The sequence below is a fragment of the Geobacter anodireducens genome, from assembly GCA_001628815.1.
Classification (GTDB): domain Bacteria; phylum Desulfobacterota; class Desulfuromonadia; order Geobacterales; family Geobacteraceae; genus Geobacter; species Geobacter anodireducens.
In genome coordinates, this window is sequence record CP014963.1 from 1,762,550 (window position 1) to 1,777,539 (window position 14,990).

At 55.5% G+C, this 14,990-nt stretch carries 11 protein-coding genes and 4 pseudogenes; all 15 read left to right on the top strand.

Annotated elements, in window-relative coordinates; all coding sequences use genetic code 11:
• Window positions 1-3 precede the first annotated feature (3 nt).
• The 15 genes and pseudogenes from A2G06_08020 to A2G06_08090 all read left to right on the top strand — a co-directional run bounded on the left by A2G06_08020 (window position 4) and on the right by A2G06_08090 (window position 14,885).
• The gene (locus tag A2G06_08020; GenBank protein ANA40255.1) at window positions 4-1,095 is read left to right on the top strand and encodes a cytochrome C; all 1,092 of its coding nucleotides are present in this window, start codon (window positions 4-6) and stop codon (window positions 1,093-1,095) included.
• 3 nt (window positions 1,096-1,098) lie between these two features.
• Complete coding sequence (locus tag A2G06_08025) at window positions 1,099-1,542, top strand: cytochrome C (protein ID ANA40256.1); 444 nt, start codon at window positions 1,099-1,101, stop codon at window positions 1,540-1,542.
• A gap of 101 nt (window positions 1,543-1,643) precedes the next feature.
• Complete coding sequence (locus tag A2G06_08030) at window positions 1,644-2,852, top strand: type II secretion system protein (protein ANA40257.1); 1,209 nt, start codon at window positions 1,644-1,646, stop codon at window positions 2,850-2,852.
• Between the two features lie 44 nt (window positions 2,853-2,896).
• Window positions 2,897-4,620: pseudogene (locus tag A2G06_08035) on the top strand (pilus assembly protein PilB).
• 2 nt (window positions 4,621-4,622) lie between these two features.
• Window positions 4,623-5,549: a pilus assembly protein PilM gene (locus A2G06_08040; protein ANA40258.1), complete on the top strand. Its 927-nt coding sequence runs from the start codon at window positions 4,623-4,625 to the stop codon at window positions 5,547-5,549.
• On the top strand, window positions 5,549-6,088 hold the full coding sequence (locus tag A2G06_08045) for a fimbrial protein (protein ANA40259.1): 540 nt from the start codon (window positions 5,549-5,551) through the stop codon (window positions 6,086-6,088). The genes A2G06_08040 and A2G06_08045 overlap by 1 nt, the downstream gene beginning before the upstream one ends.
• Window positions 6,085-6,630 carry a pilus assembly protein PilO gene (locus A2G06_08050; protein ANA40260.1) on the top strand — a complete coding sequence of 182 codons (546 nt, stop codon included), beginning with the start codon at window positions 6,085-6,087 and terminating at the stop codon, window positions 6,628-6,630. The genes A2G06_08045 and A2G06_08050 overlap by 4 nt, the downstream gene beginning before the upstream one ends.
• Window positions 6,630-7,235, top strand: a pseudogene (locus A2G06_08055) (type II secretion system protein PulP). Before A2G06_08050 ends, A2G06_08055 begins: the two are co-directional and overlap by 1 nt.
• Before the next feature lie 36 nt (window positions 7,236-7,271).
• A pseudogene (locus A2G06_08060) lies at window positions 7,272-9,753 on the top strand (type II secretion system protein).
• 16 nt (window positions 9,754-9,769) lie between these two features.
• Entirely contained in the window at window positions 9,770-10,273 is a 504-nt protein-coding gene (locus A2G06_08065) for a general secretion pathway protein GspG (protein ID ANA41633.1), read from the top strand.
• A gap of 6 nt (window positions 10,274-10,279) precedes the next feature.
• Complete coding sequence (locus A2G06_08070; protein ANA40261.1) at window positions 10,280-10,693, top strand: general secretion pathway protein GspG; 414 nt, start codon at window positions 10,280-10,282, stop codon at window positions 10,691-10,693.
• A gap of 54 nt (window positions 10,694-10,747) precedes the next feature.
• Complete coding sequence (locus A2G06_08075; protein ID ANA40262.1) at window positions 10,748-11,428, top strand: cell division ATP-binding protein FtsE; 681 nt, start codon at window positions 10,748-10,750, stop codon at window positions 11,426-11,428.
• Window positions 11,406-12,356 (top strand): cell division protein, encoded by a 951-nt coding sequence (locus tag A2G06_08080; GenBank protein ID ANA40263.1) that lies wholly within the window; start codon window positions 11,406-11,408, stop codon window positions 12,354-12,356. Before A2G06_08075 ends, A2G06_08080 begins: the two co-directional genes overlap by 23 nt.
• Entirely contained in the window at window positions 12,353-13,528 is a 1,176-nt protein-coding gene (locus A2G06_08085; protein ANA40264.1) for a peptidase M23, read from the top strand. The genes A2G06_08080 and A2G06_08085 overlap by 4 nt, the downstream gene beginning before the upstream one ends.
• A gap of 26 nt (window positions 13,529-13,554) precedes the next feature.
• A pseudogene (locus tag A2G06_08090) lies at window positions 13,555-14,885 on the top strand (peptidase S41).
• Window positions 14,886-14,990 lie beyond the last annotated feature (105 nt).

Sequence of the window (14,990 nt, forward strand, 5' to 3'; positions counted from 1 at the left end):
GCAATGCCGGTAGCCGCAGCTCTTCTTTGTCTGGTGCTGTTCTCGGTCATGCCGGCCGTCGCGGCTGATTACACGGGGGGAGTCCATCTTGATCGGAGTAAAGTGCCCCGGGGATGTTCAACCTGTCACCTCAAGTTCAATTTCAAGGACGGCGGCGGCCCCGAAACCTGCATTGTCTGTCACGGTGATCCTTCCCGGCTGACACGCCAGTATGCCGGCATGCCCCGAGGTTTCGCTCCCCGTGAAGCCGATATGAAAAACGTTGAGGAAGAATTCCGCAAGCCTTTCCGTCATCCCACGTTTGATGCCCGCGGCGTCCATCGGGGCGGGGAGACCCTGCCGGAGAGGGATCCCCGCATGCCCCGCCACGCCGACTGCGTGGACTGCCACAATCCCCATCATGTTTCTTCAACAAATAAATTTGCGGGCATTAAAGGGCGCAGGGTCGGTAACCTGGTTTCGACCGTTACGACGGAATTCGAGCTTTGCTACCGGTGCCACGCCGAAAGCGCGAACCTTCCCGGCCGCTTCGGCAATAAAAGGGCCGAGTTTGCCGCCACCAACCCGTCGTTTCATCCGATCGAGGCTGAGGGAAAAAACGCGGCGGTTGTCAGTCTCATTCGTCCGTATAAAGAAAGGAAGGAAAGTCCGGGCGATGTCTCAACCATTTCCTGCGGCGACTGCCACGGCAGCGAGTCTTCTTCCGGCCCCCGCGGTCCCCATGGCTCTCTCAACGAGCACATCCTCGTGGAGAACTACTCGACACGAGACAACCAGCCGGAAAGCCCCCACGCCTACGCACTTTGTTACCGGTGCCACGATCGCAGCAGTATCCTCGGCAATGAAAGCTTCAAATTCCATGCAAGGCACATCCAGGGTACTGGCGGCATTGCCGGCTCAAATGGCACCTCCTGCTATACCTGTCACAATTCCCACGGCAGCGTTGAGTACAAGTACCTGATCCAGTTCAACAGGTCAGTGGTTTCTCCTAATTCCCAGGGCCAGCTCAAGTTCGTGGAAAAGGGGATCTCCACATTCAGGGGAGAGTGCTATCTTTCCTGTCACGGCGCAGACCACAATCCAAAGGTATATTGAGCCATGACCTCACCTGCGACGGGCTGTCAGATGCGATTGTTTTTCACCGCGGTTATGGTTGCGTTACTGTGGGGAACGTCAGGTGGGCAGTCAGTCCTGGCGGCCGAACACGTATCACCGCACGATGCACAAGGGGCATGCCTCTCGTGTCACATTGCCCCGGAACGTGATTTGAATGCCGACCGTTTTCCTTTCAGTGGGAAAAAGCAGTTAAAATACGGTGTTAACGGGGCATGTCTCCAGTGTCACGGTATTGATTTCGGCCATGGTGTCGGCAAAAAGCCGGAAATGAACCGCACGGGGCTGCCGCTCGACGGAGACGGGTTGATTGCCTGTGCCATCACGTGTCACGACATGCACGTGGTTGCCGCGGAAAATCCTCACCAGAAGGCATACCATCTGCGTGTGCCCGTGGAGGATCTCTGCTTTTCCTGCCATGACCGATAAGGTCGGCCATGTGGCGTGACGTATATGACGTTATCGTGCTACGAGTTTGTTTCTACCTGTTTTTATTTTTAATTTCGCCCATTTTGTGCTAAGAAAATCTAATGGCCCTATACCACTGTAAGCTCGGCTCCTCCGAGGGGCGAATCATAACCAGGGATCTGGAAGCCGCAAACCCTGAGATGCTTCGCGTCAGTTTGGAAGAGCAGGGTTTTTTTGTTTTCGAGATAAAAAAAAAGCCCCTGCAGTTTCTCTGGAACAAAGGGGGAGGGCGGCGCAAGGTAGACAACAAGGCCCTCCTTACCCTTAACCAGGAACTTCTCGTTCTGATCAAGGCCGGACTGCCGATTATCCAGGCGCTTGACACGGTACTGGAGCGGGTTGAGCGGGGAACTCTCTTTGACGTGCTGGCGGTTGTGCGCGAGGACGTCAAGGGTGGGATGGCTCTCTCTGATGCCTTGGAAAAGCACGCCAAGGTTTTTCCTCATCTTTACGTAGCTTCGGTGCGGGCCGGCGAGCGGACCGGAGACCTGCCGCTTACCATCCGGCGCTACATCGCGTTTCTCAAACGGGTAGAAGAGGTACGGAAACGATTCGTTTCCGCGCTGGTCTATCCTGCAATCCTCGTTACTGTGGCGACGTTGGCCATAACGTTTCTTCTGGTCTATGTGGTTCCGACCTTCAGCCAGGTTTATGCGGATGCCGGCTCCCAGCTTCCGCTTCCCACCAGGATGCTCATAGCGTTTTCCACATCCCTGAAACAGCTTTTCCCCCTGGTTATTGCGGCAGTTTTTGGCACTGTATTCATTTTTAGGCGATGGGCCGCCACCGAGGGGGGGCGGTATCGGGTCGATGATATAAAGATACGAATTCCCTTTATCGGTGATATTTTTTCCAAGTTTGCCGTAACCTCGTTCACTCGGACGCTGGCAACAGTCATCGGCAGCGGCATACCTATTGTCGAATCGCTCAAGATGTCGGTCGGCACGTTAAACAATCGCGTCCTCGAAAGGCGCATGCTTGAAGCCGTGGTCAAGATCGAGGAGGGAATGAGCCTGTCGGGCGCCATCGAATCGGCGAGGATCATGCCGCCTCTCGCGCTCCGGATGCTCGGCGTGGGTGAGACTACCGGTTCTCTTGAAGAGATGCTGGGTGATATTGCCGAATACTTCGAGGGAGAAATCGATGCCCGCCTCCACCTGCTGACAACCGCCATTGAACCCGCGATCATGATCGTCATGGGGCTGGTGGTCGGCGTCATTATCGTAACCATGTATCTGCCGGTGTTCAAGATTGCCGGTACCGTGGGGTGATTGTCGCTGCGCAGCCCATTACCGGCCCGGCTTGGAATGAAACAATGGAAAAGCAATCTTTCAGACGGAAAACCATCGGCCAGATTCTGGTTGAGCAAGGTAGCCTCAATCCTGATCAGATTCCCTATCTGGTCGAGAAGAGAAATGCGTCCACAAGGCGCTTCGGGGAAATCTGCGTCGCGGAGGGGCTCATTACCGAGGAGAACCTGGCACGGGCTCTTGCCGAGCAGTTCGGCCTCGATTATGTTGACGCCCGCGGCGTAAGGCTCAACGAGTCGCTCCTGACAACACTGCCGCCCGATGCCGTCTATCGCTACCAGTTTATCCCCCTGGAAGAGGACGACGAGACTCTGGTGGTTCTTATTGCCGATCCGACGGACGTTCTGAAGCTGGACGAGCTGGAGCTTCTGCTGGACCGGTCGTTCACCGTCAAACTGACCACTGAAACGGCCATCGCCACCATCCTCAAAAAGGGGGAAGCCACCAGCAGGGTCCTCAAGGAAGTCTCCGAGGACTTCATGCTCCAGTTGGTCAAGGAGAATGAAAAAGGCGAAGAGATCCTCTCCATGGAGAAGATCTCGGCCGACACGAGTCCCATCATCAAGCTCGTCAACTCCACCGTCATGGACGCGCTGACCCGCCGGGCAAGCGATATTCACATCGAAACCGCCCTGGAAGGGGTTATCATCAAATACCGGATCGACGGGGTCCTGTACCGGGCCACAGAACCCCTCGACATCCACTTCCAGGCACCGATCATTTCTCGCCTCAAGGTCATGAGCGAACTCGACATTTCCGAACGGCGCATCCCCCAGGACGGCCGTTTCAAGGTCCGGCTCAATGACAAGGCCATCGATTTCCGCGTATCGATCATGCCAAGCGCCTTTGGTGAGGACGCGGTTATCCGTATCCTTGACAAGGAGAGCATCGCTTCCGACCTGAAGGGGCTTACGCTTGAGACGCTCGGCATGCATCCGCGGGAAATGAAGCGTCTGAGAAGGAAAATTCGCGAACCTTACGGCATGGTCCTCGTAACGGGGCCGACCGGTTCGGGCAAGACGACCACCCTCTACGCCGCTCTCACCGAGATCCATACGGGCGAAGAGAAGATCATCACCATTGAAGACCCGGTCGAATACGTTCTGCGCGGGATTGTCCAGATCCCGGTGAACGAGAAAAAGGGTCTCACCTTTGCCCGCGGACTCCGCTCGATTCTTCGGCACGACCCGGACAAGATCATGGTCGGCGAGATCCGGGACCCCGAAACGGCACAAATCGCCGTCCAATCGGCCCTCACCGGGCACTTGGTCTTTACGACGGTCCACGCGAACAATGCCTTTGACGTTCTTGGCCGCTTCATTCACATGGGGATCGATCCCTACAACTTCGTGTCGTGCCTCAACTGCGTCATGGCCCAGCGTCTGGTGCGCAAGGCGTGCCCTCACTGCAAATACCCGGTGGAGCACCCGGACTCGGCCTTATCGAATCGGGACTTGACCCGGAGGAGTGTCGCGACGTAACGTTCTATGAATGCCGTGGCTGCGAGGAGTGCAATGGGACGGGGTATCGCGGACGGTCAGCCATCATTGAGCTTCTTGATCTGAATGACCAGATGCGGGAGTTGATCATGGCAAAGGCCCCTGCAGCCCAGCTCAAGGCGGCCGCCCGTGAGGCCGGCACGGTATTTCTGCGCGAATCGGCCATTGAAAAGGTCTTTGCCGGGGAAACGACCTTGCGCGAAATCAACCGGGTCACCTTTGTGGAGTAAGCATGTTTTTCACCCATAACGCCATAGGTATGGAGGTGTCGCAGCACGGGATCCGCTTCGCCGTGCTGGCTGGCGGCAAGGGGGCGCCGCGTCTCGTGACGCATGGCGGTGCCTCCTTTGCATCGGGGATCGTGCGGATTCTCCACCGCGAGCCCAATGTCGCCGATCCAAAGGCGTTTGTCGGCACGGTGCGCGAGGAATTTTGCAAACTGCTCGCCCGGACGAACCTCGTATCGGTTACACTGCCCGACGCGGTCGGCCGCATAATGATCATGGATTTCGACACGCGCTTCAAAAACAGGGAAGAGGGGCGCGACATGATCCGCTGGAAGCTCAAGAAGAGCCTTCCCCTTGACTCAGGGGACATGCATCTGGACTACCAGACCCTGCGTGAGCGTGACAATGGCAGCCTTTCGGTGCTGATTGCCGTTGTGGCGCGACAGGTCGTGACCCAGTACGAGGATTTGCTCCTTGAGGCGGGCATTCAGCCGAACCGGATCGATTTCAACACGTTTAATCTCTATCGCGTGGCGGCCAAGCGTGTTCCGTCTGAGGATACCGCGCTCTTTGTGGCCTTTCACCGGGGCATGCTGAGCATGCTCGTTCTAACCGACGGAGTCATCGATTTCTATCGAGCAAAAGAGATGGGCAGAGATGGTGTTGATCCGAACCGGATTTTCATGGAGGTCAACAGCTCACTCCTTGTCTATCGCGACAAAAACCCCGGCCGTGAGGTCAAGAGCGTGCTCTGTCTGGCTCCTCCGGATGGGGGGGAGTCCTTCTCCGGCATCGTTGCGGAAGCGAGCGGCGTCGATCCGGTCCTGTTCGCTCCGCAGACGTTCATAGCCAGTAACGGCTCAACTGCGGCGGCTCCCGCGTCACTTCATGACCTGGCAGCAGCCCTTGGTGCGGCCACGAGGAACCTCTGATGGATATCCGGATCAACCTTGCCACCCGTTATTTCTATAACACGAGGAAGGTGAACACGGGGATTGCCGCAGTGGTCCTGGTGCTTCTTCTCCTGCTGGCGTACAACATCGCATCGCTTGTGGCGAATGTTTCCACGGAGCGCGCGCTCAAGAAGGACATGGGGATTTTGCAGGCCCGTTTTGATGAGTCTGCCAAGGGAATTACCGAAAAGCAGTATCGGGATCTGCTCAAGAAGATTGCCGAAGCCAACGCCGTAATCGGCAAAAAGGCCTTTGACTGGTTGCTTCTTCTGAACCGTCTTGAGGAAGTAGTGCCCGAGGGGGTTGCACTCGGGGCCATAGATCCCAGCCTGAAGGACGGGACCCTTAAGCTTTCCGGTGCTGCCCGCTCGTTCGGCGCACTCAGATCGCTGATGGAGAACCTGGAGTCGTCAACCCACTTTACCGATGTTCTCCTGTTGAATCAGGGACAGCTGAGTGTCGGAGAAAAGCAGAAGGGTATTTCCTTTACCGTCACCTGCAAGGTCGACTTTACATGACGAAGCAGCAACTCATACAACTTATCACGTCCAGGAAGCGGACTGTGGTCGTCCTTCTTGTCTTGGCAACGGTGAATATCATCCTGACGATGTTCAAAGGCGTGTATCAAGAGCCGCGCATTGCCGAGCTGAGGGATGAGTGGACATCCAAGAGGTCGCTCAATACGGGTGCCAGACATGATGTGTCCTCCATCTACCGGCAAGGGACTGAGGATCTGAAGGCGTACCGGGAGCGCCTTACCCCCAAGCGGGGGTTCACCGCCCTCATGATGGAAGTGTTCGAGACCGCTGCTGACAACGGACTCACGGTCAAGGGGGTTACGTACAAGCCGAAGCAGGTGCCGGATCAAAAGCTCGTGGTCTATGATGTGGTTCTTTCGCTTGACGGAACCTACGCCGGGATCAAGAGCTTCCTCTCCGATCTCCAGTGTCACAGGTCAATGCTCGTGGTTGAATCTCTCTCACTCAACAGCGGCAGTGCCGTGGAGGAGGCGGTTGCACTGAAAGTGCAGCTTTCGGCCTACCTCCGGACGGAGGAATGATGAACCGTCAACGGCTCATTCTGGCTATTCTCCTGGTGCTGCTGGGCTTGTCGCTGATTTACAGCTACGTCAGAACACCCCGCCAGCAAACCGTTGCCTCGTCTCCGGCGACAAAGGCCAAGGCCCCGGCCCGCGACAAGAAGACGGCACCTGCCAAGCCTGTGGCAGATGAGACGCGGGTAAGGCTTGATCTTTTGGAATGCGGCAAGGGGCGTTTTGCCGGCTTCCGCCGGAATATCTTCCGGCCCATTTTCCATGACGAAACAAAGGTGCCGCCCGCACCGCCGGTTCTGCCGAAACCCATACCGCCACCAGTGCCGCCACGGCCGGTTCCGCCTCCGGTTCCGCCTGTGGCGCCTCCCCAACCGCCACCGGTAGTCCGCGACATGGCGCGTTTTACCTTCCTGGGCTTTCTCAAAAAAGAAAACCGGAAGACCATTTTTCTGGCCAAGGATAAAGAGATCATCCTCGTACGCCAGGGCGACAAGATCGCCGGGATCTACGAGGCTGTCAACATAACGGATGAGGCATTGTCGATCCGCTCGACCACAGACGGCAGCGAGATCGTCATCCCGCTTGTTGAAAATCGCCCGCTGAGCGGCAGATTCGCTGAATGCAACGATAACTCGAGGAGCAGTTCCATGAGAACCATAGCGAACATGGCCATTGCCGCGGTAGTACTGACTTTCCTCGCCGGGTGTACTGCCGGCCTGACCGCGTTCAACAAGGCTGAAAAGCTCGAAGAGGAAGGGAAGCTTGACGAGGCGGTCATGAAGTTTGCCGAGGCTGCTTCAACCAACCCTCAACAGACCGAGTACCGCATGAGGCTTCTCAAGGCGAGCGAAAAAGCCGCGTTCGAGCATCTCAAAAAAGGGGATACGGCCTATGAGCAGCAACTGCTAGACGAAGCCCTGCGGGAATATCAGGCGGCAGTTTCGCTCAACCCCGCCCTGGCGCGGGCAAAACAGCGCAGCGACGAACTGATTCGGGTGCGTAATTCACTGACCTACTATCGCGAAGGACTCGAGTTTGAAAAATCGAACAAGCCCCGCGAAGCCCTTCAGGCCTATCGCAAGGCTCTGGACCTCAACCCCGAGAACAAGGAAATAAAGGAAGCCCTTGAAAAGCTGCTCCAGACCAGGCGAACCAAGCTGGAAGGCTTTGAACTCAACCTCAAATCGACAAAGCCGATAACCCTCAAGTTCAAGGAAGCAAAGCTCAAGGACGTCTTCTATATCCTGTCCCAGCTTTCCGGAATCAATTTCATTTTCGATGAGGGAGTCAAGGAGCAAAACGTCACCATTTTGCTTGAAAATGCATCATTCAATCAGGCTTTTGATCTTCTTACGAGCATGAACAAGCTGGGGCGCAAAGTCCTCAATGAGGCACTATCCTCATTTTCCCCAAAACGCCGGAAAAGGCCAAACAGTATGAAGATCTGATGGTGAAGACTTTCTATCTGAACAGCCTTGATGCCAAGAAGGCCGTCAATCTTCTGCGTACGATGCTTCAGGTCAAGAAGATCTATGTGAACGAGGAACTCAACGCCCTCGTCATCAGGGATAATCCGGAACTGATCGATGTGGCGGGGAAGATTCTCGAAGCCAATGATGTGCCCGATGCCGAGGTATTGTTGGAAGTGGAGGTTATTCAGGTCTCCAAGAACAATTCCGAGTTGTTCGGCCTGGGGCTGAGCCGGTATGCCGTATCACTCAATGCCCGTACCCCCGGTTCGGGGGGCGATTTCTTTTCAGACACCTTTGATCCGAAGGTAACCACAACATCGAACGACACGACCACGGTGACCACTACGCAGGTGAAGAATCTCCTCAACCTCTTCAACTGGAACGGTTACCAGGGGTTCCTGACCGTTCCCAGCGCCACGTACAATTTCAGCAAGCAATTGTCCAACGCCGAGGTCCTGTCCAATCCCAAAATTCGCGTCAAGAACCGGGAAAAGTCCAAGTTTACCGTGGGTACGAGGGTGCCTATCACCACTACGTCCAGTACCGGCTCAGTGGGAGGGGTTACCGTCAACGTCCAGTATGTGGACGTGGGGGTCAAGCTCAATGCGGAGCCGGTGATTCAGTTGAACAACGAGGTCACCATAAAGCTTGGAGTCGAGGTCAGTTCCATCATCGGCGAGAAAACAGTCGGCAGCGGCGATGCCATTAGTTCGGTCGTGACCATCGGTACCCGCAACGTGGATACGGTTCTCAACTTGAAAGACGGGGAGACGAGCATCATCGGCGGCCTCATCGAGGACTCGAAGAGCAAGAGCAAGCAGAAGATATGGCTCCTTGGCGATATTCCCCTCATCGGCAGCCTGCTTTCCAGCCACAACGACAAGTATGACAAAAGCGAGCTGGTGCTTGCCATTACGCCACGCATTGTCCGGGCGGTATCCGTTCCCGAGGCGGATGTGGCGGCCTTCTGGTCGGGCAAGGAAGATGACCCGACAGCCGTAAGACCCTTTTCTTCCTTCGAACTGGAGCCGGAGTTCGCGGTCCAGCCGGCTGCCACGCCGGCTGCCAAAGGGGCGCCCGCTGCACCGGCGGCCAAGCCTGGCCCGGCGACACCCGCCGGGCAGCCGGCGGCTCCGGCTGCCGCTCCAGCCGCCGGTGGCCAACCGGCAGGGACCCCGGCGACCCCGGTGGCCGCTTCAACTGCCGCCGGAGCCCAGGCTGTTGCGGCACCGGTTCAGCCGCCATGCGTGGAAGCCTCAATATCGCCGCGCCGGCCGGTGTCGATCTCGGCGGTCAGTTCAAGGTGGAGGTCAAGGTGTCGGATGTCAAAGGTCTTGCCAAGGCACCGTTCATTCTACTCTATGACCCCATTTTCATCGAGTATGTCGGGGCGGCGGAAGGGAACTTCCTGAACCGGGACGGCAAGCCGACGACCTTCAACGCATTGGCTGACAAGGCGGCAGGTCGGGTGGTCGTCACGATGGATCGCAGTGCCGCCGGTGAGGGGGTCGACGGTTCGGGAACGCTCCTGACCGCTACCTTTACGGCAAAAAACAAGGGACCGGCCAGCCTCGGACTTCAGAATGTGAAATTCGCTGACCAGGCGAACAGGCCTCTGGACATTATCCCATACAACACGGTGGTTGAAGTCAAGTAGCATGGCGGCCCTGACTGTGCGCATCGGCAGGCGGTTCCGGGGAGACAGCCGGGGCCTGAGCCTCATTGAACTCGTTTTTACCGTGGCCATTCTCGGAATCCTGGCCATGGCCGTTGTCCCATTCACCCAGATGGCGGCTAAGCGCACCAAGGAGATTGAGCTGAGACGGGATTTGAGGGTAATACGCACCGCCATCGACGACTACAAGAAGGATTACGACAAGGCGATCAAGGACAAGAAAATTTTAGATGTTGCCAACAGGTCCGGTTATCCCGAGTCATTTGAAAAACTGATTGAGGGAGAGGATTTCGGCGGCCTCTATGCCTACAAGAAAAAGTACCTTCGCCGGATTCCCGTTGACCCGTTTCATTCTCCCGAGGCAGGGGAGCCGCCCATGTGGGGGATGCGCTCTTCTGTGGATGACCCCGAAAGCGATATCTGGGGAGGGGAAGACCTCTACGACGTGTATTCCTTGAGCGACGGGATCGCCATCGACGGAAGCAAATACAAGGACTGGTAGAAGCGGATGCTGAAATATCTTCGTAACCGCAAGGGATTCACCCTTATCGAACTGATGATCGTCGTGACCATCATCGGCATTCTCGCGGCCATTGCCGTACCCAACTACCGGTGGGGGCTCATCAGGGCCCGCGAGGCTGTCCTGCAGGAAAACCTCTACACCATGCGCAGTGCCATAGATCAGTACTATGCGGATCAGGGGAAATATCCCGATACCCTTGACGAGATGGCGGAAAAGCGGTATCTCAAATCGATTCCCTATGATCCCTTTACCGGTAAGAACGACACATGGGTTACAGTCAAGCCCATAGAACCCACCGGCGAAATCCATGCTGCCGAGGAGATCAAGGGTAACGTAGCTGATGTGCACAGCGGCTCAGACCTTGTCAGTTCAAAAGGAACTCCATACAAGGACTGGTAACAGAGGATACGGACAATAACAAACGGGTGTCAGCCGGTAGGAAGAAGGGAAACAATGATCCAGTTCCACAATGTATCCATGTCATACCAGCGCGACATGGCTGCCCTTAACGACGTAACTCTCAAGGTCCCCAAAGGGGACTTTGTTTTTGTGACCGGCCCGTCAGGGGCGGGGAAGTCGACCCTCCTGAAACTTGTCTATGCAGCCCTCAGTCCAAGCAAGGGGCAGGTGATCGTCGATGGTCAGAACGTCACGCGAATGACCCGCTCGCAGATCCCCTTGCTGAGGCGCTCCATCGGGGTGGTTTTCCAGGATTTCAAGCTTCTTCCCAACCGGACGGTGCTGGAAAACGTGGCGATTACCCTTGAGGTTCTCGGCTGGGGGAAACGGGATATCGGCAAGAAGGTGCACCATATTCTCAGGCTCATGGGGATAGAGCACAAGATCAACGCTACCCCCCTCAGGCTGTCGGGCGGCGAGCAGCAAAGAGTTGCCCTTGCCCGGGCGTTGGTGAACGATCCGAAGATTCTGCTGGCCGACGAACCGACTGGAAACCTTGATGATGAGAACAAGGAGCAGATCCTGACCATTTTCCGGGAGGCCAACATTCGTGGTACGACCGTCATGGTTGCGACTCATGACCGTCGTGTGATCGAAAACAGCCACAAGCGGGTGATTATCCTGGACAAGGGCCGCCTGGTGGAGGATAACGATGTCCCGAAACAAGAACTCTAAACGGCCCACCCTTTCCGGCGATGCTCCCGGAGGGCGGCTCGGCTATTTTCTCGGCAGGGCGATCCTCAATCTTCGCCAGAATGTCATGGTGAACGTGCTGACCATCGGCACCATATCGCTGGCGCTGCTCATCGTCTCACTGTTTCTGCTGGTGTTCGTAAACCTTGAGTCGACTGCCGAGGAGTGGAGCGGCAAAATCCAGGTGACCGCCTACTTTGACCAGGAGTTGCCCCCCCAGGAACTCAACCAGGTAATGAATCGCATCAAAGCCATTGAAGGGACTTCACAGGTTTCCTATGTGAACAAGAACGAGGCGATGAAGCGGTTCAGGTCCAGACTGAAGGGACAGGAAACCCTTCTGGACGGCGTGCCCGCCGACGTGTTGCCTGCGTCGGTGGAGATTGCCCTTAAACGGTCCAGCCGCCAGGAGGGCGCAATAGAACACTACGTTGCCCAGCTTAAAAAGATTCCGGGAATCAATGAGGTGCAATACGGGGAAGAGTGGGTCCGCCGGTTCAATGCCTTTATGAATTTCCTTCGTTTCCTCGGGGCGCTTTTGGGGGCGTTCCTTGTCCTGGCGGTGCTGTTTATCGTTTCTAATACCATCAGGCTCACCATTTACGCCCGGAAGGATGAACTGGAGGTTATGGAACTGGTTGGTGCCACGCGGTTTTTCATCAAGGCACCATTTCTCGTGGAGGGGATGATTCAGGGCGCGATCGGCTCAATCTGCACACTTATCATTCTTGTTGCCGCCTACTTCGGCTTCCTGCAGGGTGTACCCAATTTTATCCCCATATCAGGCACCTTTACCGGGTTCTCTTTCCTGCCGCCAGAGCATATTGCCGGTATTTTCATCGGCGGTATCGTGCTCGGACTTCTCGGAAGCCTCACCTCGCTCAGGCGTTTCAGTGATAGCCAATCATGAAACGAAGGTCTTGGATTTCCATAGTATTTCTCTTGGCCTGCGTTTCCGGAACGCTTGCCGCTGATGTGCACGATCAACTCAAGGGGGTGAGGAAGGAGATCAGCGAAAAGAAACGTCTTCTTCGAAAAACCGCTAAAGTAGAAAAACAGGTCACCGGTGAGTTGCTGGTGATCGACCGAAGTCTGAAGGAGAAACAATCCCAACTCGCGTCATTGAACAACGAACTCCACGGCGTTGAAGGAAATCTGTCCCGCACGACCGACGAGATCGAGCGCGTCAAGGATGAAACCGAGCGGAAAAAACAGGAGATCCAGAAGAGGCTTGTGTCGGTATATAAAGCCGGCGAGATTGGAAACCTTCGGGTCGTGTTTTCCTCCGAATCGTTTCCCCAGATGGTTGAGAGCCTGCGTTACATGAGCGCTGTCATCGGGAACGATCGTCGCCTCTTCAACGAATACTCGGACAAGATTGCCGAATTGTCGAACCTCAAACATAAACTGGAAAATGAGGTGCGGCGAAAAGAACGGATCGTTGCCGGAATCGCGAACAAGAAACGTGAGATTGAGGCGGAAAAAGACAAAAAGGCTGCCTACCTCACTAAAGTCAAACAAGATAAGAACGAATATCTCGCCTCGATCAGGGACCTCCAGGCTAACGCTCGCAGGCTGCAGTCCATGGTGGAAAAACTTGAAGCACAGAGTAGAAAGAGCTATACTCAGTCACGCGAAAAGAAAGGACTTCCGCCGGGTCTCCCCCCTTTGCCCGATTCAGGATTCGGTTCCCAGCGAGGGAGACTTTCCTTGCCGGTTTTCGGTGAAGTCATCGGAAGATTCGGGCGGCACAAGCATCCCGAATTCAACTCCTATACGGTCAGCAATGGTATTTCTATTGCTGCACCGGCTGGTTCCGATATCAGATCGGTCTATGAGGGCAAAGTCCTGTTTGCGGATTATTTCAAAGGTTATGGCAATATGGTCATTATTGATCATGGGGGCGGATTTTTCAGCCTCTACGCCCACGCATCACGAATCACAAAACGAGTTGGCGCACAGGTTTCCCGCAATGACGTAGTGGCCAGCGTCGGTGACGTTGATTCGACCCGCGGCCCGATGCTGTACTTCGAGTTACGTTACCAGGGACGACCGGTTGATCCGTCTCCGTGGTTCAGGTAGTCTGTTTCTCAACTCTGGGAGGAGTAATGTTCAAGATCATCAAAGGTAAACGCGTCGCACTGTTGCTTGCATCGCTTTGTGTTGTTGCCGTGCTCGGTGTCGTTGCCGTTCAGAAGCAGTGCGCAGCTGAAGGGGGAAACGATTACGAGTCCATCGAACTCTTCACGGATGTGTTGGCGATTGTCAAGAAAAGCTATGTTGAAGAGGTGGACACCAAGAAGCTCATTTACGGAGCCATCAACGGCATGCTCGCTTCCCTTGATCCTCACAGCTCCTTCATGCCTCCGGACATGTACAAGGAGATGAAGATCGATACGAAGGGGTCTTTCGGTGGTCTGGGAATCGAGATCACGATCAAGGATGGACTCCTCACGGTGATCTCTCCCATTGAGGATACCCCCGCCTTCAGGGCCGGCATCAAGGCAGGAGACCAGATCCTTAAGATCGAGGACCGCTTCACGAAGGATATGACCATCATGGATGCGGTCAAGAGAATGCGCGGCCCCAAGGGGACGAAAGTGACCCTTACCATCATGCGCGAAGGCTTCGACAAGCCGAAGGAATTCACGCTCGTTCGCGACACCATTCAGGTTAAGAGCGTGCGGTTCAGATCAATGGATCAGGGATATGGGTATATAAGAATCGCACAGTTCCAGGAAAAAACCGATGATGACCTGGTTAAGGCGCTCAAGGCGCTCAAAGAAGAGAACGGCGGAGAATTACGAGGGCTCGTACTCGACCTCCGCAACGATCCGGGCGGACTTCTCGATCAGGCTGTCAAGGTTGCCGACCACTTTATCGAGGATGGGCTCATTGTGTATACGGAGGGGCGGGAGAGGGAGTCGCGAATGCAGTTCAGCGCCCGCAAGTTAGGCACCGAGCCCAACTATCCGATGGTTGTGCTGATCAACAGCGGGAGCGCCAGTGCTTCCGAAATCGTTGCGGGTGCGTTGCAGGATCATAAACGTGCCGTTGTCATGGGGACCCAGAGTTTCGGAAAAGGGTCGGTTCAGACAATCATCCCGCTTTCCGACGAGTCTGGTCTCCGGCTCACCACGCGCGATATTTCACGCCAGGCGGTCGCTCCATACAAGCCAAAGGCATAACGCCGGACATCGTTGTCGAGCGCGCTGAAATTCAGTCCACGGAGAAGATGGAAGGCCATATTCGCGAAAAGGATCTGGAGAATCATTTCGATTCCGGCGCCCAGGACGGGTCGGACAAAAAACAAAAAGGGACTGATAAGAGCGCTTCAACAGCTTCCAAGGCCGATGAGCAACTGAAGAGCGATTACCAGGTAATGCGTGCACTGGATCTCCTTAAAGGATGGGAAATTCTGAAAACAATAAGTAAATGAAATGGTGCATCTCTCGGGAAAAGGGGGCGTATGCCCCCTTTTTCTTTTAAATCTGCTTAGTTCTATATTTATATTGACACTCCCGTAACGATGTAGTATTCAGTA

What these genes read in the sequence shown, in the direction of transcription:
- A2G06_08020 (ANA40255.1), top strand. Translation starts at nt 4, where the DNA reads ATGCCGGTAGCCGCAGCTCTTCTTTGTCTGGTGCTGTTCTCGGTCATG.
- A2G06_08025 (ANA40256.1), top strand. Translation starts at nt 1,099, where the DNA reads ATGACCTCACCTGCGACGGGCTGTCAGATGCGATTGTTTTTCACCGCG.
- A2G06_08030 (ANA40257.1), top strand. Translation starts at nt 1,644, where the DNA reads ATGGCCCTATACCACTGTAAGCTCGGCTCCTCCGAGGGGCGAATCATA.
- A2G06_08040 (ANA40258.1), top strand. Translation starts at nt 4,623, where the DNA reads ATGTTTTTCACCCATAACGCCATAGGTATGGAGGTGTCGCAGCACGGG.
- A2G06_08045 (ANA40259.1), top strand. Translation starts at nt 5,549, where the DNA reads ATGGATATCCGGATCAACCTTGCCACCCGTTATTTCTATAACACGAGG.
- A2G06_08050 (ANA40260.1), top strand. Translation starts at nt 6,085, where the DNA reads ATGACGAAGCAGCAACTCATACAACTTATCACGTCCAGGAAGCGGACT.
- A2G06_08070 (ANA40261.1), top strand. Translation starts at nt 10,280, where the DNA reads ATGCTGAAATATCTTCGTAACCGCAAGGGATTCACCCTTATCGAACTG.
- A2G06_08075 (ANA40262.1), top strand. Translation starts at nt 10,748, where the DNA reads ATGATCCAGTTCCACAATGTATCCATGTCATACCAGCGCGACATGGCT.
- A2G06_08080 (ANA40263.1), top strand. Translation starts at nt 11,406, where the DNA reads ATGTCCCGAAACAAGAACTCTAAACGGCCCACCCTTTCCGGCGATGCT.
- A2G06_08085 (ANA40264.1), top strand. Translation starts at nt 12,353, where the DNA reads ATGAAACGAAGGTCTTGGATTTCCATAGTATTTCTCTTGGCCTGCGTT.